The organism is Paenibacillus hemerocallicola (genome assembly GCF_006265175.1).
Classification (GTDB): domain Bacteria; phylum Bacillota; class Bacilli; order Paenibacillales; family NBRC-103111; genus Paenibacillus_AB; species Paenibacillus_AB hemerocallicola.
The window spans coordinates 15,143-33,710 of record NZ_VDCQ01000031.1 but is presented as its reverse complement, the minus strand read 5'-3'; the positions used below and the strand labels follow the sequence as shown (position 1 = coordinate 33,710).

General features: G+C 54.9%; 18 protein-coding genes. All 18 read right to left on the bottom strand.

What is annotated here, in order from left to right; all coding sequences use genetic code 11:
• Positions 1 to 12: 12 nt before the first annotated feature.
• Entirely contained in the window at positions 13 to 1,368 is a 1,356-nt protein-coding gene (locus FE784_RS21015) for an ABC transporter substrate-binding protein (RefSeq protein WP_139604200.1), read from the bottom strand.
• Positions 1,369 to 1,691: 323 nt separating this feature from the next.
• Complete coding sequence (locus FE784_RS21010) at positions 1,692 to 2,072, bottom strand: YraN family protein (RefSeq protein ID WP_139604199.1); 381 nt, start codon at positions 2,070 to 2,072, stop codon at positions 1,692 to 1,694.
• On the bottom strand, positions 2,069 to 2,374 hold the full coding sequence (locus tag FE784_RS21005; protein WP_139604198.1) for an EscU/YscU/HrcU family type III secretion system export apparatus switch protein: 306 nt from the start codon (positions 2,372 to 2,374) through the stop codon (positions 2,069 to 2,071). The genes FE784_RS21010 and FE784_RS21005 overlap by 4 nt, the downstream gene beginning before the upstream one ends.
• Positions 2,371 to 4,371 (bottom strand): prolipoprotein diacylglyceryl transferase, encoded by a 2,001-nt coding sequence (locus tag FE784_RS21000; protein ID WP_139604197.1) that lies wholly within the window; start codon positions 4,369 to 4,371, stop codon positions 2,371 to 2,373. Before FE784_RS21000 ends, FE784_RS21005 begins: the two co-directional genes overlap by 4 nt.
• Before the next feature lie 90 nt (positions 4,372 to 4,461).
• Positions 4,462 to 5,076, bottom strand: a complete 615-nt coding sequence (locus FE784_RS20995; protein WP_139604196.1) for a ribonuclease HII — start codon at positions 5,074 to 5,076, stop codon at positions 4,462 to 4,464.
• 176 nt (positions 5,077 to 5,252) lie between these two features.
• Positions 5,253 to 6,134 carry a ribosome biogenesis GTPase YlqF gene (gene ylqF / locus FE784_RS20990; protein ID WP_139604195.1) on the bottom strand — a complete coding sequence of 294 codons (882 nt, stop codon included), beginning with the start codon at positions 6,132 to 6,134 and terminating at the stop codon, positions 5,253 to 5,255.
• A gap of 22 nt (positions 6,135 to 6,156) precedes the next feature.
• Entirely contained in the window at positions 6,157 to 6,777 is a 621-nt protein-coding gene (gene lepB / locus FE784_RS20985) for a signal peptidase I (RefSeq protein WP_139604194.1), read from the bottom strand.
• A gap of 180 nt (positions 6,778 to 6,957) precedes the next feature.
• Positions 6,958 to 7,299, bottom strand: coding sequence for a 50S ribosomal protein L19 (rplS, locus tag FE784_RS20980; RefSeq protein WP_139604193.1), 342 nt, complete (start codon positions 7,297 to 7,299; stop codon positions 6,958 to 6,960).
• Positions 7,300 to 7,533: 234 nt separating this feature from the next.
• A complete protein-coding gene (gene trmD, locus FE784_RS20975) occupies positions 7,534 to 8,286 on the bottom strand; it encodes a tRNA (guanosine(37)-N1)-methyltransferase TrmD (protein ID WP_139604192.1) in 753 nt (250 codons plus the stop codon).
• Complete coding sequence (gene rimM, locus FE784_RS20970; RefSeq protein WP_139604191.1) at positions 8,286 to 8,810, bottom strand: ribosome maturation factor RimM; 525 nt, start codon at positions 8,808 to 8,810, stop codon at positions 8,286 to 8,288. Before rimM ends, trmD begins: the two co-directional genes overlap by 1 nt.
• 222 nt (positions 8,811 to 9,032) lie before the next feature.
• On the bottom strand, positions 9,033 to 9,263 hold the full coding sequence (locus tag FE784_RS20965) for a KH domain-containing protein (RefSeq protein ID WP_139604190.1): 231 nt from the start codon (positions 9,261 to 9,263) through the stop codon (positions 9,033 to 9,035).
• A gap of 21 nt (positions 9,264 to 9,284) precedes the next feature.
• On the bottom strand, positions 9,285 to 9,557 hold the full coding sequence (rpsP, locus tag FE784_RS20960) for a 30S ribosomal protein S16 (RefSeq protein WP_139604189.1): 273 nt from the start codon (positions 9,555 to 9,557) through the stop codon (positions 9,285 to 9,287).
• A 141-nt stretch (positions 9,558 to 9,698) separates the two neighbouring features.
• A complete protein-coding gene (ffh, locus tag FE784_RS20955) occupies positions 9,699 to 11,075 on the bottom strand; it encodes a signal recognition particle protein (protein ID WP_139604188.1) in 1,377 nt (458 codons plus the stop codon).
• A gap of 50 nt (positions 11,076 to 11,125) precedes the next feature.
• On the bottom strand, positions 11,126 to 11,434 hold the full coding sequence (ylxM, locus tag FE784_RS20950) for a YlxM family DNA-binding protein (RefSeq protein ID WP_425465556.1): 309 nt from the start codon (positions 11,432 to 11,434) through the stop codon (positions 11,126 to 11,128).
• A gap of 174 nt (positions 11,435 to 11,608) precedes the next feature.
• Positions 11,609 to 11,938, bottom strand: coding sequence for a chaperone CsaA (csaA, locus tag FE784_RS20945; protein WP_139604186.1), 330 nt, complete (start codon positions 11,936 to 11,938; stop codon positions 11,609 to 11,611).
• A 120-nt stretch (positions 11,939 to 12,058) separates the two neighbouring features.
• Positions 12,059 to 13,753 carry a MutS-related protein gene (locus FE784_RS20940; RefSeq protein WP_139604185.1) on the bottom strand — a complete coding sequence of 565 codons (1,695 nt, stop codon included), beginning with the start codon at positions 13,751 to 13,753 and terminating at the stop codon, positions 12,059 to 12,061.
• A gap of 130 nt (positions 13,754 to 13,883) precedes the next feature.
• Positions 13,884 to 14,882 (bottom strand): signal recognition particle-docking protein FtsY, encoded by a 999-nt coding sequence (ftsY, locus tag FE784_RS20935; protein ID WP_139604184.1) that lies wholly within the window; start codon positions 14,880 to 14,882, stop codon positions 13,884 to 13,886.
• A 43-nt stretch (positions 14,883 to 14,925) separates the two neighbouring features.
• A complete protein-coding gene (gene smc / locus FE784_RS20930; protein WP_139604183.1) occupies positions 14,926 to 18,498 on the bottom strand; it encodes a chromosome segregation protein SMC in 3,573 nt (1,190 codons plus the stop codon).
• Positions 18,499 to 18,568 lie beyond the last annotated feature (70 nt).

The window sequence follows — 18,568 nt, the reverse complement described above, 5'->3', positions numbered from 1 at the left end:
GTCATGCGGAACTTATTTATTGTTGAGCCTGCTCTTCATATCTTCGATCGCTTTCTCCGTCAATTCCCCGGCCGTTCGTAAAGCGGTATTCACGTCCACGCTTCCTTGCGCGACCAAGTTCATTTGACCGAGTATATTCGGCAACGCCAAATGATCGTAATTCGATGCTCTTCCCGAAGTGGCGAATCTTGAAGGATTCATCGCTTGAATATTTTTTCCTTTCCATGCCGCGTCCTCCGCACCGAACGCTTTGCGAATTTCCTCATCGTTGGATAGAACCGAGATGGCTCCCAGCTTCGATCTTTTTAATTGAAATTCTTTCGATGCCAAAAACGCGATCACTTGAAACGCCTCGTCCTTTTGCTTGCTGAGAGCGGATACCCCAAACACCCCGGCGCTCGGCCTTCCGCTGACACCTTGAAGATCCGGGTAAAACGGAATGGTTGCCACATCCATATTGACAGACGGATTGAGCGAGAATACAGATGCCCCCGCGACGGTGGCAAACATTGCCGCCGCTTTATCTTTAAAGAAGAAATTGTTTTGCGCGGCCCCTTGAATCGTTTTGTCGTCAACCTCGTTGCCTGGAATTTTGTAGAAGCGGGTCAAATTATTCACATGTTTTTGCCAGTTTCCGTTCGAGCTGAATAATGCTTTGCCCGATTCCGTATCGACAAAATTCAGCGAGAGCTGATTATGAACGCTTAGTGCCTGAAAGGCGACCACCATACCCCGATAGCTTATCCCTCCTTCGTTTCGAGTCATTTTTTTGGCAAGCTCGTATGCTTCGTCCCAGCTCATCCCATCCTTCGGATATCCGACCCCGAATTTATCGAACAGGTCTTTGTTATACACGAGGCTGGGAATTGTCAAGTATATCGGAAGTCCGTACAGTTTGCCGCCGCCTATCGATCTCAAAGTCTCCATCATCTGAATGTTCAGTTTTCCGGTATCGTATTTGTATTTATGAATCAGCTCGGCGTGGTCGTACTGCAACCCGAAATCAATCATGTTTTGCTTTAACTGAAAATCTACGGACAATTGAATATCCAATTGAGCACCCGAAGCAATCACCTCCGATAGTTTGGCAGTGTCGACACGAATGAATTTCACGGTTATGTGGGGGAATTTCTCCTTGATAGCGTTCCCATAATCGAGCATAAACGGCTCTTCGCTGAATCCCGCGCCATAAAAAACAAGCTCGATCGGTTTCGGATTTGGTTCCTTGAAAGCAGATGGAGTCGACACCCCATCATTCGCCGAAAATCCGTCCGCTTCCTTGCTTCCGTTCGTCTGATTACGCGAACAAGCTGTCAGCGCAACAATAAACGTTACCGCCAGCGCCAACCTCACCATACTGTTTGCCATGAATAACCCTCCATTTTATTAAGCTGCTTCAAATGAATGCAAAACTTATGTGAACCGTATCCGTATTCCGGATACGGGAATTTTGACCACCAGCGTAAAAATAATAGATTAAATTTTATAGTATGGTATGACCACTTTAATATGCGTATACGAATTGCTCTTCAACGCTTATTGTAGAGGTTCGCCCCATTAGTTGACATACACTACACATTCATCTCTTTATACTTTATTTCGCCATTTCCCAATTTAAATAGAACTAAAAAAAGCCGCCCGGATTTATAATCCTGACAGCTTCTCACATGACAAGAGATTAATAGGCATACTCAAAAAGCGTGCTTCAAATGGTTCAATTTCGCAAACTCGCTTTCCGTCGTGAACAGCACCGTAATGACGTCAAATCTGACCTTTCGCTCCATTGCCCGGTAGCGGTATAAGTAGTACTGCGCGGTCTCCCGCACTTTTTTTTGCTTGCGGGCATCAACCGATTCTTCCGGACTGCCGAACGTCCCCGTATCCCTTCGCGAACGAACCTCCACGAACACGGTCACTCCGTCCTCATCAGCTATAAGATCAAGCTCGCCGCTCGGACAGCGCCAATTGCGCTCAATGATCCGATATCCCAGTGAAATCAAGTGATCGGCGGCGAATGCTTCCCCCAACTGTCCGAGCCTCCGCTTGCCTACCGCACTTTTCCGGCCGGTCATTCTCCACCGTTCCTTCTTGCTTTCGCCCGCGAATCGGTGCGGTATACGAAGCTTAATATTTCCGCGACGAGCTGATACAGCTCCGTCGGTATTTCCTGCTTCAGATCCAGCTTGGACAACACTTCGACAAGCGAAGGATCTTCCTGCAACGGTACGCCATGCTCCTTGGCCTTTTGCATAATCGTTTCGGCTATATGCCCTTTGCCTTTGGCCACGACGACGGGCGTTACATTTTGCTCGGGCGCATATCGCAGCGCAACCGCTCTTTTGATCTTATTGGTTCCGTCCTGTTTGCCGCTCATATCCGGACATCCACACCTTTATACGGCTTAATGTGGTAAGCCGAGGCTGCCGCCGTCCGCGCCGGCGATAATTCGCCGGCAGCGCCCCCCTCGTCAACACGCTTCTGCTCCGGAAACGGGGAGCATTTCAACGCCATGAACTGGTAGCCGTTATCCCGCAGCCCTTCCTCGATCTCGCCGCGGTATTGCTCCAATATGGCGGCGAGAAAAGGCATATCGTTATGCACCTGCAAGTGCACCCTCTTATCGTATACCTGTACGTCTACAAGCGTCAATCCGAGCGTTTGCATATTCAAATCGAACAGCAGCCGGCAATTCCGGGCATCAATCTCTCCTCGTTTGCCTTTGCGGGCTTGCACATGGACGGCAGCCGTGTGCTCGTCTCCGCCGCCTTGACGAACCGGCAAAAACATCGTAACGTGCGTCAGTACGGCCCCTCGATCGGGGGACAGCAGCAGCTGCTGGCCGGTTATTTGCTGCAACGTCTGCTGGGCATGCTCCCGCAACGGTTCGGGTACGGCGTCGGAAGCGCTCAACTGCAGCAAAATGCTCTTGAGGCTGTCCGCCGCCTCATGACGGACAAGATCCGGCACGACCGGCAATCCTTGCTCCGGAGCGGCGGCCATATGCAGCGCCGACGAAGCAACGGCGTTTGACGGCGAATTTGCTCTAGGGTCCGCCCCCCTATCGATGGCACGGGATATTTGATGCTCGTTATCCATGCCGACAGCTTTAAACAAGCGTGAAATCCAGTTTTCCGGCGTGTCGGCCTTAGTCCGGCCTTGTGCATGGGTATCGTTCTCTTGCATACCCGCCTGCTTGACGGCCGGGTTTGCCCGTTCCGCAGTCTCGAAAGATTTGCCGGGCTGGGAATGGGAAGCTGTGGATTCCGCCTCTTTTCCTGCACCCGAAGCAGGCAAATCCGTCCGGGGAGCCTCCGGTCGGCGAGCTCCTTCTAACGTACGATCCGCTTGCTTGCTATTCGTCTCCGACGGGATCGGTTCACCCGGTTGCCTTTGCGGTTGTGCCGCATGTTCAAGCTTCGTGGCAGGCTGTTCCGTCAGCACCCGGCCTTCCGCCCTATTCGGCTCTCCGGCCTCCGCAGAGCCTTCCTCTGCAGGAACGCCGGGATGATTCCCGCCTGATTCACTCGCAGCTTGTATTTGCCCGTTAGAGACAGGTATGGGCTGTTTCGTCGCTGCATCGGGTGCCGGCTTTCCCGCAGTCTCCGGCCGTGGGGGTTCCGCAGCTCTCGCTTGTCCGGTTGCAGGCTCTTGTCGAGTCTGAGTATCGGGAGCTATCGACACTCCGGCGGTTTCTCTCACTAGCTGGATCGCCTGCCTCAGCTTACCGACGAGCTCTCGGACCTCCACGGAGTCTTTGCCGGGAAGTTGCGTCATAGTCCTTACTGCCTCATCCGCTTTCGCCTCCAGCCCATCCAGCTGGCCGAGGAGCGGCTGTCCGAACAGTGCCTGGCGCAAGCCGTTCACCGACTCGCGGGTCATCGGCAAGTTTCGCTTATGTGCTATTACAGCCGATTCCATCCATTCATTCGCCGGAACTTCTACCGGCTGTTGTTCCATCATCTTCCCGAAGCGCTGCAAATTCCCTTTGGTCAGCTCGATGTCTGATTGCTGCAGCTGCTTTGCCAATTGACGGATTTCCGGTTGGTCATTCATGCCGAAGCTTTTCAGCAGATCTCCAAGCGCCGCGTCCGTCAAAGGGATTTTTGCGCCGTCGACAGGCTTTAGCACGATTTGGCTTCCGTTCGATTCCGGCTGAACCCGGAACTCGGTCACCTGACCTTGCCGAAGCGGAGTTTCGAGCTTTGCCCGCAGCTGGACGCCGCCGATATTGACAAGCGCGTCCTGCTCGCCGAGCAGCTGAAGCACCATTCCTTTGACGATTTGCCCAACCTTCAGCTCCAGCGTCTTCGCTTCCGTCTGTTGCGCTCCGCCGAGCAAATTGCTCATCATTTGACCGATCTGCATGCTCATTCGGCCCCCACCTCCGCTTCGATCTTTACTATGTATATCGGCCGAAAGCTCATTTTTTTGCAATGCATTATTCGAGTCAGTGTCGCCAAATTAGAAAAGCTCCAACTGCTCGTTCAATATCCCGCTTAAAAACGTCCGCCGATGCAAAGGACAAGCGCCATATTTGAGAATCGCTTCTCGGTGCGTTTTGGTGGCATATCCTTTGTGGGAAGCGAGTCCATATTCCGGGAAGTCGAGATCCCATTGCAAGCATAAACGGTCCCGGGTTACCTTCGCCATGATGGAAGCCGCGGCGATCGATTGGCTTAGCGCGTCTCCGTGAATAACCGCCAACTGCCGGATCGGACTGTCGACCTTCTCCGCGTCGACCAATAAATAGTCCGGCGTCACCGTCTCGGACAGCTTGGCCAGCGCTTGCTTCATCGCCAATCTGGCGGCCTGCTTAATATTGATCGAGTCGACGGTGGCCGCATCGACTCGCCCTATGCCGATACCGAGGGCGCAATCGCTGATGATGCCGTACAGCTCCTCGCGTTTCTTCTCGCTCAGTTTTTTCGAATCGTCGATGCCTTCGATCTCGATGCCTTCCGGCAGTACGACGGCTGCAGCGACTACATCGCCGAAGAGGCAGCCCCGTCCGACTTCATCGATCCCAGCAACAGCCCGAAATCCGTTGCTCCATAAATCGCGTTCATAATCCAACACTATGCATTTCCCCCATGATTGTCCTCAGTCTTTTTATTGTACCGGGAATCCGGATAATAGGGAAGACGGCAGACGGCAGAAAAACGCAAGCTTTGACACTTCCCGCGTCCGCCGTTTGGACCTTAAACAAAAAAACACCCGTCGGCCGGCTCGTTCAGCCGTCGAGAGTGTTTCCGTCAAACCGATAGTTGCCGCTCCGGTCTTTCCAAGCTTAACCGGCCCAGCTTGCCGCCCCGCAAGTCGCGCAGCACGACCATGGACGCTTTCTCCAAATTGACGGTGCCTCCGCTCTGCAGACAGCCCCGTTTCTTGCCGATCCGCTCCATGACGTCCACAATTTCATCCGGCTGAGGATCCTCGCCGGGCAGTTGCTCGAGCTCGTACCGTTCTTTCAATTCCTGGGGGTACGTCTCGCTCATATAGCGTATGGCATGGTACGCCACATCTTCCACATTCACAATCTGATCATTGATCGAGCCGATCGCGGCGAGCCGGAAGCCTACTTGCGAATCTTCAAACTTCGGCCACAATATACCCGGCGTATCCAGCAGCTCCAGGCCTCCGCTGGATTTGATCCACTGCTGGCCTTTCGTCACACCCGGCCTGTCGCCTGTCGCCGCCACATGCTTGCCCGCGAGACGATTGATCAGCGTCGATTTCCCTACATTTGGAATGCCCACGATGAGCGCCCGTACCGAACGGGGATTCATCCCTTTTCGCAGCTGGGCCTCTATTTTGTCGCGCAGCACATGCTTGGCCCTCTCCGGAATGCTGCGGACGCCTTCTCCCGTCACGGAATCGATCGGAACCGCTTCGATCCCCGTCTCCGCGAAATAGGCGATCCACTCCCGCGTTACGTTCGGATCGGCCAAATCGGCTTTATTCAACAAAACGATGCGCGGCTTGTTCAGCAATATGTCATCGATCATCGGGTTGCGGCTCGACAGCGGCACACGGGCATCCAGCAGCTCGAAGGCGACATCGATCAGCTTGAGCTTTTCTTGAATTTGCCGTTTGGCCCTCGTCATATGACCGGGAAACCATTGAATCGTCGTCATGCCGTCACCTCCCGCGTTTCCCTTAATGAATCCACTGCATGTCCACGATAGGCCAGAAGACGATATCCGCCCGTCCGACGACTTTGTCGAACGCTACCGGTCCGATCATCCGGCTGTCGGTACTGTCCGAACGATTATCGCCCATTACGAATACGGAGCCTTCCGGCACTTTCGTTTCCGGAAAATTCAAATCGTTGTAAGGTTTTCCAGACTGTTTGGCTTGCTCCACCACTTCCTTCAGGTAGGGCTCGTCCAGCAGCTGGCCGTTTATATATACTTCATCGCCCTGGACCTTCACGGTCTCGCCCGGCAGCGCGACAACGCGCTTGATGAAGTCTTTGTCCTGTGTCGCATGGAACACGACGACTTCGCCTCGTTTCGGCGTGCGAATGTCGTACAAAATCTTATTGACGATCAGCCGTTCCCCCGTATGGAAGTTCGGTTTCATCGAAGGGCCGTCAACGATATAGGACCCGAATAGGAAGTAGCGGATCAAAAACGCGAGCACAAACGCGATTAAAAGCGCTTTGGTCCATTCCCATACTTCGTTCTTCGCTTTGACCGCTGCCGTCGATGGCGGAGCATCGGACAATACGATGTCGTTCTCCTTGGGCTGCGAATGTTCGGACAACTTCTCGCTCATAGCATCTCCCTCCCATTCCCGGATTATTTCGATTACGGTTACGACGAAGAGCGACCGCAAATTGCCGTTAAAACAACAAAAGCTTCGGATCGAAGCCTTTCCACATGGCAGCATTCGTGTTCGGGTTGTCGGTTTTCGGTAAACGAAAAGGGACTTGTTTGTGGCAAGCCCCCGTCCTGATTAACGAATCTCTTTAATTCTAGCCGCTTTACCGCGCAGTTCGCGCAGATAGTAGAGCTTCGCACGGCGAACTTTACCCCGGCGAGCCACCTCGATCTTTTCCAGCTTCGGCGAATGCAGCGGGAACGTTCTTTCCACGCCTACGCCGTACGAAACTTTGCGAACCGTAAACGTTTCGCTGATACCGCCGCCGCGGCGCTTAATAACAACGCCTTCGAACAGCTGAATCCGCTCGCGCGATCCCTCGATAACTTTTACGTGTACCTTCAGCGTATCGCCCGGACGAAAGCTCGGCAAACCTGCACGAAGCTGTTCTTGCGTAATTTGACGTACGAGATTCATAGGTTGACTCCCTCCTTCCACTCAGATGTTCGTACTCGCTCCGAAAACCTTCGTCGGTTTTCATCATGGCTCGCAGAGGACCACCGAACTAAGAAAAACACACAACAAAAGTCATATTACCATAGCCGCCCGCATAAAGCAAGGAATCTCCCGGTAAATTCATGATTTATCCAAAAAATCGCATGCGGATATACTATCCGGCAGGCAAGCTTCGATTCGCTATTTTCAATAGGCTCAACCCGGACCTTCGTCTGTTTCCCGGTCCCGCATGCGCCGGAGCCAATCCCGTTCCTTGGGAGTCAAATCGGCCTTATCCAGCAAATCGGGGCGACGCCGCAGCGTGCGCAGCAGCGACTGCTCCCGGCGCCATTTGGCGATGTTCTCGTGATGGCCGGATATAAGCACATCGGGAATGGTCCAATCACGGAATTGGGCCGGCCTTGTGTAATGCGGATACTCCAGCAGGCCCGTGCTGAACGAATCCGTTACAGCGGATTGTTCATTGCCGAGTACGCCGGGGAGCAGCCGCACGACGCTATCGATGACAACCATCGCGGGAAGCTCTCCGCCTGTCAACACGTAATCGCCGATCGACAGCTCGTCCGTGATCAAATGCTCGCGTATGCGCTCGTCGTAGCCTTCATAATGGCCGCACACAAACATAAGATGTCTTTCGCCCGCCAACTCCTCCGCCTTACGCTGCGTAAACGTCTCGCCCTGTGGACACATGAGGATCACTCTCGGCCGAATGTCGCTTCCGCTCGTCAAATCCTCTACGGCCGCGAAAATCGGCTCGGGCTTGAGCACCATCCCGCCGCCGCCCCCGAACGGGTAATCGTCTACCGTATTATGTTTGTTGTTGGCATAATCGCGAAAATTGACCGTCCGGAAGGTTACGAGTCCTTTTTCCCGCGCCTTTCCCAATATGCTCGAGCCGAATACCCCATCGAACATGGGCGGAAAGAGGGTAAGCACGTCGATTTGCATCAGTCGATCAAACCTTCCATGATATGTACGCGAACCTGTTTGGCTTCTACGTCAACGTTCAGGATGACGTCATCGATAACCGGGAGCAGGACGGGCTTGCCCTTCGGCCGCTCCACGACCCAGACGTGGTTCGCCCCGGGAGCGAGTATTTCCCCGATCGTCCCCAGTTCTTCCCCTTCGTCCGTAATGACGCGGCAGCCTACGATCTGATGGTAATAGTATTCGCCTTCGTCCAACGGCTTGCGCTCCTCGTCGGACACCTTGATCATCCAACCCTTGTAGGGGAGAATATCGTTGATATTATCGTACCCTTTGAATTTGACGATATATACATTCTTATGCAAACGCGCGCTTTCTACCTGTACCCGGAGCTCGCTTGTCCCGTTCTGCGCATCGGTCAGGACGAGCTTGCTGCCTATGCCGAATCTCTCCTCCGGGAAATCGGTTTGCGGCACGACCTTCACTTCTCCGCGTATGCCGTGCGTATTGACCACCTTGCCGACATTATACAGTTTACCGCTCATGCCTACCTCCATAATCCGGTTTTTCCCGCGCTCTGACACGCCGGATGGACCTGTTTTGCAGCGATGGCGACGGGAACGGATGACGAATCCCGCCGGATCGGGAAAAGGGTTAGGCACATGACCTAACCCTTGCTTTCGCAGTTTGCGCTGCCGATCGGATCGCTATGCATGGAAGCATAACGATCCGATCGAGCGCAGCCTGAGTGCCGTCCATATCGACCGTCAGGAGACGATCTCCACGGACACCCGCTTGTTATGTTTCACGGCCGCCGATGTGACGACAGTGCGCAAAGCTTTGGCGATGCGTCCCTGCTTGCCGATCACCTTGCCCATATCGGAAGAATGAACGGAAAGCCGGTACACGATCTCGTCTTTCCCCTCGACTTCGCTCACTACGACATCTTCAGGATGATCAACCAACGCCTTGGCGAGAACGGTGATCAAATCTTTCATAGCAACCTCCAATTCAACAGATTACTTCTGTTGTCTGAATTGGTGAAACTTGGTCATGATGCCGGCTTTGCTGAACAGGTTGCGAACCGTGTCGGACGCTTGCGCGCCGTCTTTCAGCCATTTCAACGCTTTCTCCTCGTCGATCGCGACGGAAGCGGGCGTCGTCAACGGATTGTACGTGCCGATTTCTTCAATGAAACGGCCGTCGCGCGGAGAACGGGAATCCGATACGACCACGCGGTAAAAAGGAGCTTTGTGAGCGCCCATACGTTTCAAACGAATGCGAACTGCCATTGTGTTTTCACCTCCCTTAAAGGTCCCCAAAAAGTGGAGCCGAGCTTCGATGCTTATTCCAAGTACTTTTTGGGGAGCCCCGGATCTATTCCCCCAAAAGTGAAGTTAACCTTTGGAGTGTATTCCTATTACTTCCCCCCGTTATCCGAACGGGAATTTGAAGCCGCCGCCTTTGCCAAGCTTCTTCATGTTTTTCATGCCCTTCGGACCGCCCGGGCCCATCATCGACGAAAATTGCTTCATCATTTTGCGCATATCGTCGAACTGCTTGATGAGCCGGTTCACGTCCTGTATCGATGTGCCGCTGCCCGCCGCGATCCGCTTGCGCCGGCTCGCATTCAACAGCTCGGGCTTGACCTTCTCTTCCTTCGTCATCGACTTGACGATGGCGACGACGCGCCCCATCTGCTTGTCGTCGACTTTGAGATCCTTCATGCCCTTCATCTTGTTCGCTCCGGGCAGCATGTCGAGCAGTTGGTCGATCGGTCCGAGCTTCTTGACCTGTTCCATCTGTTCGAGGAAATCTTCGAACGTGAATTCGGCGTTGCGCATTTTGCGCTCCATCTCCGCCGCTTTCTCCGCATCGATGCTCGATTGCGCCTTCTCGATGAGCGACAGCATATCGCCCATTCCGAGTATGCGGGAAGCCATCCGTTCCGGATGGAACGGCTCGAGCGAATCCACCTTCTCGCCCATGGAGGCGAACTTGATCGGGCAGCCTGTGATGGCCTTGACCGACAGCGCCGCACCGCCGCGCATATCGCCGTCCAGCCTGGACAAAATGACTCCCGTCAGCTCCAGCTGGGAATGAAAGCTCTCGGCTACATTGACCGCTTCCTGTCCCGTCATCGCATCGATGACGAGAAGCGTCTCGTCGGGATCGACGGAAGCCGTAATTTGCTTCAGCTCTTCCATCAGCTGCTCGTCGGTTTGCAGCCGGCCTGCCGTATCGATAATCACGTAGTCGTTGCCGTTATCCTTCGCATGCTGCAGACCGCCTTTGGCGATATCGACAGGGCTTGTCTTGTCTCCGAGCGTAAAAACCGGAGCTTTGATCTGTTCTCCGAGCACCTGCAGCTGCTTGATCGCCGCGGGACGGTATATATCGGCGGCTACGAGCAGCGGACGGTGGTTTTGCTTCTGCAAAAGCTTCGCCAGCTTGCTGGATGCCGTCGTTTTCCCCGCGCCCTGCAAACCGACCATGAGGATGACGGTCGGCGGCTTGTTCGCCTTGGCGAGCTTGCTCTGCGTACCGCCCATCAGCGCGGCCAGCTCTTTGTTGACGATATCGATGACGACCATGCCGGGCGTGAAGCTTTTGAGCACCTCTTGGCCGATCGCCTTCTCCTTCACCTTGGCGATGAAATCCTTGACGACTTTAAAGTTAACGTCCGCCTCCAGCAGCGCAAGACGCACCTCGCGCATCGCTTCGTTTACGTCGTCCTCGGTCAGCTTGCCTTTGCCGCGAAGCTTGCTGAGCACGTTTTGCAAACGGCCGGTCAATCCTTCGAATGCCATGGTCATCCCCCCGTTTCTTCGGTGGAGTCGGTAATGCGACAAACAATCGTTCAATCTATATTGTACAGCTTTCTCACTATCTCTTTCAATTCGTCCATCTCCGCCGGCGGCTCGCTGCTGAAGATCGCCTCGATCCGGTCCGCGAACCGTCTGCGTTCTTCATGCTTGGCCACTAGCCGAAGCTTCGTTTCATACTCCTCGAGCGCCGTTTCCGCCCGCTTGATATGCTCATAGACCGCCTGGCGGCTTATCTCGAACTCCGCGGCAATTTCGCCCAGCGAGTAATCATCGTGGAAATACAGCCCAAGAAACGTGCGCTGCTTGTCGGTGAGCAGCTGCCCATAAATATCGAACAGCATATTGATGCGGTTCGTCTTGCTGAGAGGCTCTTCACCCGTCACCCGCGCCACACCTCCTGTAAAGGAAAAACACTTTACAACGACAACAGAATTAATCATAACGATTGTAGAGACCATTGTCAAGCATTTTACCTTGTCAGTCGAATAAGTTGCCTATCATATGGAAAGGAGCCGTTACGCGATAGGAGTCCCGTCAGGTACGCGGGCTTCGGGCTGCAGCAGCACGACGTCGCCTTCCTCCGGCACGCCGCCGAGCACGAGCACCTCGGAGACGAAGCCCGCAATCCGTTTCGGAGGAAAATTGACTACGGCGGCAACCTGGCGGCCGATCAACGACTCCGGCGCATACCGTTTCGTAATTTGGGCGCTTGTCCGCTTCACGCCGAGCGGACCGAAATCGATCGTCAGCTTGATGGCCGGTTTGCGGGCTTCCGGGAAAGCTTCGGCTACCAGCACCGTACCGACCCGGATATCCAATTCGGCAAATTGTTCGTATGTTGACATGATGAACCGCTCCTTCTTCTTCTAAAGTATCCGTATGCGAAACAGCATGCCCCATTCCGCGGCACCTTGTCAACGGCATGATCGGCTACAATCATTTTATCCGCTCCGCCCGTTATTTCTCTAACGGTCGATAACGTTTCGTTCCTTCAGCGTCTGCACGATCTGGTCGAAGCTGATTCCGTACAGCCGGGCGATATCTTTGGCAAAACTCATTTCATTCGGAGGGCCGGGCTTGATTTTATACGTCCGTCTCGCCTTTTGTCCGGGCCGGCTCTCCTCGTCCCGTTCTCTCTCCACACCGGCAACCATGCTAATGACCAGATCGTCCCCGGGCAGTTCGGCATTGATCTGATCCACCCCGGCGGCCAATTCCAGCAGATGGGTCGCATACACCGCCCTGCAGCCGAGAACCTTCATCGCCTTGACGATATCGCGCGCCACATAGAGACTATCCCTCGAGCTTGTGCTGGACAACGATTCGTTCAATAAGATCAGGCTGTGTCTCGTCGCGTTCATAAAGATGCCGTGCAGACGCCGTGACTCCTCCCCGAGCCGGCCGTTGTCGATATTCGGCTTCTCCTCTTCGCTGAAATGGGTATAGAGACCATCGACAGGACTCAGGACGGCACGGCTTCCGGGAACGAAAAGTCCGGCCTGGCACAAAATCTGGGCTACGCCGATAGCCCGCGTATACGTGGTCTTCCCGCCCTGGTTCGGGCCTGTCAAAATAAACACTCTTCCGTCGGAACCGAACTCGACATCGTTGGCGACTATCGTACGATGCAGCTCTATGCCGGGATGCTGTCTGGTCAATCCCAAAGCCAAATTGACATCGATCATATTGTGTATCCGGCATATCCGTTCCTCGACGGGAGCGAGCTCGGGCTTGCACATCGTTAACCCGGCCGATTCCAGCAATTTGCAAAACTTGGCGGCGCCTACGTAATAGCCGATTTCCATTTCCAATTCCGTAATCGCGGGAATGTTCACCTCGATAAATCGTTTCATGGCGTTTCCGATGGGCAGCAAGGCGTCGTTGAACACTTCCTCCAAGCTTTTCAACAACGCCGTGTCCAGTGCGGAATGGTTAAGCTTCTTAATGTTTTGGAACGGGGAAATTCCTTCGTACGGCTCCTCCACCGACTTCATTCCGAATAAGCTGGACAGCAGAGAGCTTTTCCTGTTCTTGAATGGCTTGCTGTCCAACGATAAAATGATCGCCTCGGCCGGCTTGAGCTCATGGTCCAGATTGACGCCGATCGTTACGCTGGATATGCCTTGCAGCTTCAACCGGTAGTCCGGGAGCGCAGCCGCCAATGCCCGGTAGCCGTCTTCTTCGGCGATGGACTCGATGCTTGCGAACAAACGGCGCAAGCCTTCCGATTTTACCGTTTGCTTAAATTTGCTCGACATCGTCTTCAAGGTGGCCACGTTTTGCACGTATACTTCCAAAGCTTCCATTTGCCATGCAATTTTCCGCAATGGCTCCGCTCCCGTAATCACTTTGGAACGATAATGAATATCAAGCTTATGGATATCCGGCAAAACGCGCTCGAGATCCACACTCAGCTCGGCAATATGCATAACGTCGTCCAAGATGTCGAGCCGATATCGGATAACGTCAGGATCATCGCACAAGCCCAGAAGCAGCCTCTTGATGTCCGGATAGTACTTGTGATTGAAGCTCAGCTCCTGAAAAATCCGTTCAAGCCCCAGGTCCGTAACGGCTTGGTCCTCGATACGGATAACGTCCTTATAGTCGTTTCTCGATGTTTCGGAGGGCCACAGCAAGCTTGCGGCTTTATCTTTAACCATGACACGATACCTGCCTTTATCATTTGGTTAAATAATGACCTTATCGGCCGGAGCAAGAAAAACGCCCCCTCGCCCGGAGTCAGACTGGATGTCCTTCTCCGATCGGGGAGCGATAATGAATCGAATCCGCTTATGCCTCCTCGGCCTCTTCTTCCTTCTGAACCAGCCCGGCAAACAGCGCGTGAACGAACTGCTCCGAATCGAAATCCTGGAGGTCGTCCATCTTCTCCCCGAGTCCGACCAACTTGACCGGAATATTGAGCTCGTTGCGGATGGCGATGACGATTCCGCCCTTGGCCGTGCTGTCCAGCTTCGACAATACGAGTCCGGTTACCCCGGTTTTCTCCCCGAACAGCTTCGCCTGCGTGAGCGCGTTCTGGCCGGTTGTCGCATCGATAACAAGCAGCGTCTCGTGGGGTGCGTCAGGGATTTCCCGGCGGATGACGCGATAAATTTTGTTCAGCTCTTCCATCAGGTTCGCTTTGTTTTGCAGCCGGCCTGCCGTATCGCACAGCAGTACGTCGACTCCGCGCGTCTTCGCCGCTTGGATGGCGTCGAACATGACGGCCGCCGGATCGGACCCTTCCGAATGCTTGATCACGTCGACGCCGGCACGCTGTCCCCACACTTCAAGCTGATCGATCGCCGCGGCGCGGAACGTGTCTCCCGCTGCCAGCAGCACTTTTTTCCCTTGCGAGTTGAACCGGTGGGCGAGCTTGCCGATCGTAGTCGTTTTGCCCACGCCATTGACCCCGACGAACAAATAGACCGTCATGCCGTTCTCGTTCATGTGCAAGCTGTTGTCTTCGGCTGCTCCATGCAGCATGCCGACCAGCTTCTCGGAGAGCACCGGCTGCAGGTCGGCCGGATTTTCGATTTTGCGCTTGCGCACTTCCGTCCGCAGCTGTTCGATCAGTTCCAGCACCGTATTCACGCCGACGTCTGCGCCGATCAATATTTCCTCGAGCTCCTCGTAGAAGTCGTCATCGATCTTCTTGCGACGGAGAATGAGCTCCTCTACCTTCTCCACGAATGCGGAGCGGGTTTTGCTCAAGCCTTCCTTGAATTTGTTCGTGACTGTCTCCGCCTTGGCGGAAATACTGTCGCGCAGCTTTTTGAAAAAACTCATAGTCTCTCTCCGTCCGTCTCATGTTTTTATATATGCGGCTTCCCTAAGCGGTCATCGGGTTGTCGTCGTCCAGACGGACGGATACCAGCTTCGATACGCCGCCCTCTTCCATCGTTACGCCATAGAGCACGTCCGCGGATTCCATCGTCCCTTTGCGATGCGTGACGACGATAAACTGCGTCTGCTCGGAAAATTCCCGCAAATAGTCCGCGAACCGGGTCACGTTCGCCTCGTCCAATGCCGCTTCGACCTCGTCGAGAACGCAGAACGGCACCGGCTTGACCCGAAGGATGGCGAATAGCAGCGCCATCGCCGTCAAGGCGCGCTCGCCGCCGCTCAGCAGCTGGAGGTTCTGCAGCTTTTTGCCCGGCGGCTGGGCTACGATTTCGATGCCCGTGTCCAGCAGCCGATCCGGCTCGGACAGGATCAGGTCGGCGCGGCCGCCGCCGAACAGCTTGACGAATACGACGACAAACTGGGAGCGGATCGCGTCGAACGTCGTTTTGAACCGTTTGGACATTTCTTCGTCCATCTCGCGAATAACCATATACAGCGCCGTCTTCGCCTCGACGAGATCGTTTTTCTGGTCGGACAAAAACTGGTACCGCTCGTTCACCCGCTGGTATTCCTCGATCGCTCCCAAGTTGACGTCGCCGAGCGCGGATATTTGCCGCTTCAGGTCTCTTACTTCGTTCTGGGTCGCCGGTACGTCTTCGGGAACCGGGTAGCGCTCCTTGGCGAGCTCGTAGCTAAGCTCGTAGTCTTCCGCCAGCTTCTTCAGCAGGTTTTCGAGCTCGACGTCGAGACGATTGACGCGGACTTCGGTTTGCCGGAGCTGATCCTCGACCTGCTTGAGCTGGGTGCGCTGCTCCTTGGTCAAGCTCTCGCCTTCCTCCAGCTTCTGCACCCATTTGGCCCGCTCCGCCCGTTTATAATCCATCTGCTCGGACGCTTCCCGTTTTTTCAACCGCAAATGGTTGAGCTGTTCGATCTGCTTGACCGACTCCGTCTCGTTCGCTTCCATGTCCGCGAGAAGCTGCTGAAGAAGCCGTTTGTTGCCGCTGCGTTCCCGCTCGGTTGCGGACAAGTCGTCGTCGAACCGGCGAAGCTGTTCCTCGAGCGATTGCTTCTCCTGGCTGACCGAAGCCGTCTTCACTTTAAGCGACGTCAATTGAACCTGCAGCTCTTCCTTCGCGGATTCCTTCGCCTTGCGCTTCAGTTCGGCGTCCCGGATCGCCTGCGTAAGCTCGGTCTCTTCCCGCTGCAGCTCGGCGAGCGTCTGTTCGGCGGCAAGCTTCTTCTGCTTGAATTCGTTCCGCTCTATCGCCAACGCTTCGCGGTCCTGAGAGTAAAGCGTCGTCTGCTCTTCGGCGTTTTTGCCTTCGCTATCCAGCTGGCTTAATTGCGAACGGATTTGCTGTTCTTCGATTCGCTGCTGCTCGCCCAATTGCCGCAGCTCGTCCAGCGAGCGGCTGCCGTCCGAAAGCTCCCGCTTGATCCGTTCCAGCTTCTTGCGAAGCTCGCCAAGCTGAATGTCCGAAGCGCGAATCTCCTTGTCCATCTCGTCGATTTGACGATTCCGTCCCAGCAGGCTGGACGTTTTCTTCTGCAGGCTGCCGCCCGTCATTGATCCTCCCGGATTGACGACATCGCCCTCCAGCGTAACGACGCGATACCGATATTGGCATTTTGCCGCGATCCGGTTCGCTTCCTCCAGCTTCTCGGCGATGATGACGTTGCCCAGCATGCTGGACATAATATTGTCGTACTTGTCGTCGAAACGGACGAGATTGACGGCAATGCCGACAAAGCCGCTCAGCTCGGACAAGCTTTTCTTCTCGTGCTCCGGAATCGATCGGCCCCGGATGACGTCCAAAGGCAAAAACGTAGCTCTTCCCGCTTGCCTGCGCTTCAAGAAGGCGATCGCCTCGCGGCCCGATGCCTCATTCTCGACGACAATGTTTTGCAGCGCTCCGCCGAGCGCCGTTTCGATCGCGAGCTCCACCTCGGCGGGAACCTTGACAAGCTCCGCTACTGCCCCGTGAATCCCTTTCAAGCCGTCGGACCGGTTCTTCGCCTTAAGCACTTCCTTGACGCCGAGTGCAAAACCGTCATAATCGTTCTGCATCTCCCGCATCGTATCGCGCCTGGAGACGAGCGCATCCAGCTTCTGCTCCCATTTGCGCACCGCGTCTTGTACTTGACTCAGCAGCTCCTGCTTCGTCTTGAGCTCCTGGCCGAGCGTCACATTACGGTCGCGGCTTTCTTGAAGCTCCTTGGCCAGCTTCCCGGCCCTCTCCTGCAGCTCCTGCCGCTTGCGTACGATTTGCCCGTGCTGGCCGGACCATTTGGAGTATTCCTCCTCCATCCGCTCCAGGCGGCGGCTAAGCGAATCAAGGTTTTGCTCGGAATAGCGGATTTCATTTCTCGATTGGGCAATCCGGTTCAGCGTCTCGAGAAAATCCGCCTTCAGGCTTTCTTCTTCCTCGCTGCTGACGCCGCCGGCCACGCCGAGCAGCCGCTCCTCTTCAGCCGTCAGCTTCGTTCTCAACTGCTCGACCTGCTGCTCGAGGGTCGTATATTTTTCGCGGAAAGCGGCCGTTTCGGACTGCTTCTCGGCGAGTCTTCGTTCTTGCGCCTCGAGCGTCTGCTCCAACTGGACGCGGTTGGCCAGCAAATTTTTGCCGCGTTCCTTCAATACCTCGCCTTGACCTTCGCTTTTCTCGAACTCCTCGCTTAACCGGAGCACCGTCTCGTGCAGACGATCGATTTCCTCCTCCAGCCTGCGCGCTTCCATCCGCTCCTTCTCCAGCAAGGCGTCATGGCTGCTGACGATCGTGGACAGCTCCAGCTCTTCCTTCTGCAGCGATGCCAGCTTGTTGCTCGCTTCCGTCCAAGACTTGTGAATTTGCTCGATCTGATAGACGTACATCGAGATTTCGCCCGACTTGAGCTGCTCCTTCAGCTGCTTGTAACGGACCGCTTTCTCCGACTGTTCGCGCAGCGGCTCGATCTGATCCTCGAGCTCCGATACGAGATCGTGAATGCGCAGCAGGTTTTGCTCCGTCTCCGCGAGTTTTTTCTCCGCTTCCCTTTTGCGGGACTTGTATTTGACGATGCCCGATGCTTCCTCGAAGATGCCGCGCCGGTCTTCCGATTTCGTGCTGAGAATTTCCTCGATCCGGCCTTGTCCGATAATCGAGTACGCTTCCTTGCCGATGCCGGTATCCATGAACAGCTCGGTTATATCTTTCAGCCTGCAGGCTTGCTTGTTAATAAAATATTCGCTGTCCCCGCTCCGGTGAATGCGGCGGGTTACGGTCACCTCGTTGAAATCGAGAGAAAGCGACTCGTCCGAGTTGTCGAGCGTGAGCGATACTTCCCCGTAATTGACCGCCTTCCGCGCGTCGCTTCCGGCGAATATAATGTCCTCCATCTTGCCTCCGCGCAGCGAGCGTGCGCTTTGCTCGCCCAGCACCCAGCGGATCGAGTCGGAGATATTGCTTTTGCCGCTCCCGTTCGGCCCGACAACGGCGGTGATGCCCTGAACGAATTCCAGCTCCGTCCTGTCGGCAAACGATTTGAACCCGGCCAGCTCCAAACGTTTCAAAAACATGGCTTCACCTCAAAACTTTTGGAGTAAACATTGCTAGTTAAGCCTATACGGAAATTTTCAGTGAAAATAA

Bases quoted from the DNA above. Each gene is read 5' to 3' on its own strand.
- FE784_RS21015 (WP_139604200.1), bottom strand. From the start codon at position 1,368: ATGGCAAACAGTATGGTGAGGTTGGCGCTGGCGGTAACGTTTATTGTT.
- FE784_RS21010 (WP_139604199.1), bottom strand. From the start codon at position 2,072: ATGACCGGCCGGAAAAGTGCGGTAGGCAAGCGGAGGCTCGGACAGTTG.
- FE784_RS21005 (WP_139604198.1), bottom strand. From the start codon at position 2,374: ATGAGCGGCAAACAGGACGGAACCAATAAGATCAAAAGAGCGGTTGCG.
- FE784_RS21000 (WP_139604197.1), bottom strand. From the start codon at position 4,371: ATGAGCATGCAGATCGGTCAAATGATGAGCAATTTGCTCGGCGGAGCG.
- ylqF (WP_139604195.1), bottom strand. From the start codon at position 6,134: ATGACGACGATTCAATGGTTTCCCGGTCATATGACGAGGGCCAAACGG.
- lepB (WP_139604194.1), bottom strand. From the start codon at position 6,777: ATGAGCGAGAAGTTGTCCGAACATTCGCAGCCCAAGGAGAACGACATC.
- rplS (WP_139604193.1), bottom strand. From the start codon at position 7,299: ATGAATCTCGTACGTCAAATTACGCAAGAACAGCTTCGTGCAGGTTTG.
- trmD (WP_139604192.1), bottom strand. From the start codon at position 8,286: ATGCAAATCGACGTGCTTACCCTCTTTCCGCCCATGTTCGATGGGGTA.
- rimM (WP_139604191.1), bottom strand. From the start codon at position 8,810: ATGAGCGGTAAACTGTATAATGTCGGCAAGGTGGTCAATACGCACGGC.
- FE784_RS20965 (WP_139604190.1), bottom strand. From the start codon at position 9,263: ATGAAAGATTTGATCACCGTTCTCGCCAAGGCGTTGGTTGATCATCCT.
- rpsP (WP_139604189.1), bottom strand. From the start codon at position 9,557: ATGGCAGTTCGCATTCGTTTGAAACGTATGGGCGCTCACAAAGCTCCT.
- ffh (WP_139604188.1), bottom strand. From the start codon at position 11,075: ATGGCATTCGAAGGATTGACCGGCCGTTTGCAAAACGTGCTCAGCAAG.
- ylxM (WP_425465556.1), bottom strand. From the start codon at position 11,434: ATGCTGTTCGATATTTATGGGCAGCTGCTCACCGACAAGCAGCGCACG.
- csaA (WP_139604186.1), bottom strand. From the start codon at position 11,938: ATGTCAACATACGAACAATTTGCCGAATTGGATATCCGGGTCGGTACG.
- FE784_RS20940 (WP_139604185.1), bottom strand. From the start codon at position 13,753: ATGGTTAAAGATAAAGCCGCAAGCTTGCTGTGGCCCTCCGAAACATCG.
- ftsY (WP_139604184.1), bottom strand. From the start codon at position 14,882: ATGAGTTTTTTCAAAAAGCTGCGCGACAGTATTTCCGCCAAGGCGGAG.
- smc (WP_139604183.1), bottom strand. From the start codon at position 18,498: ATGTTTTTGAAACGTTTGGAGCTGGCCGGGTTCAAATCGTTTGCCGAC.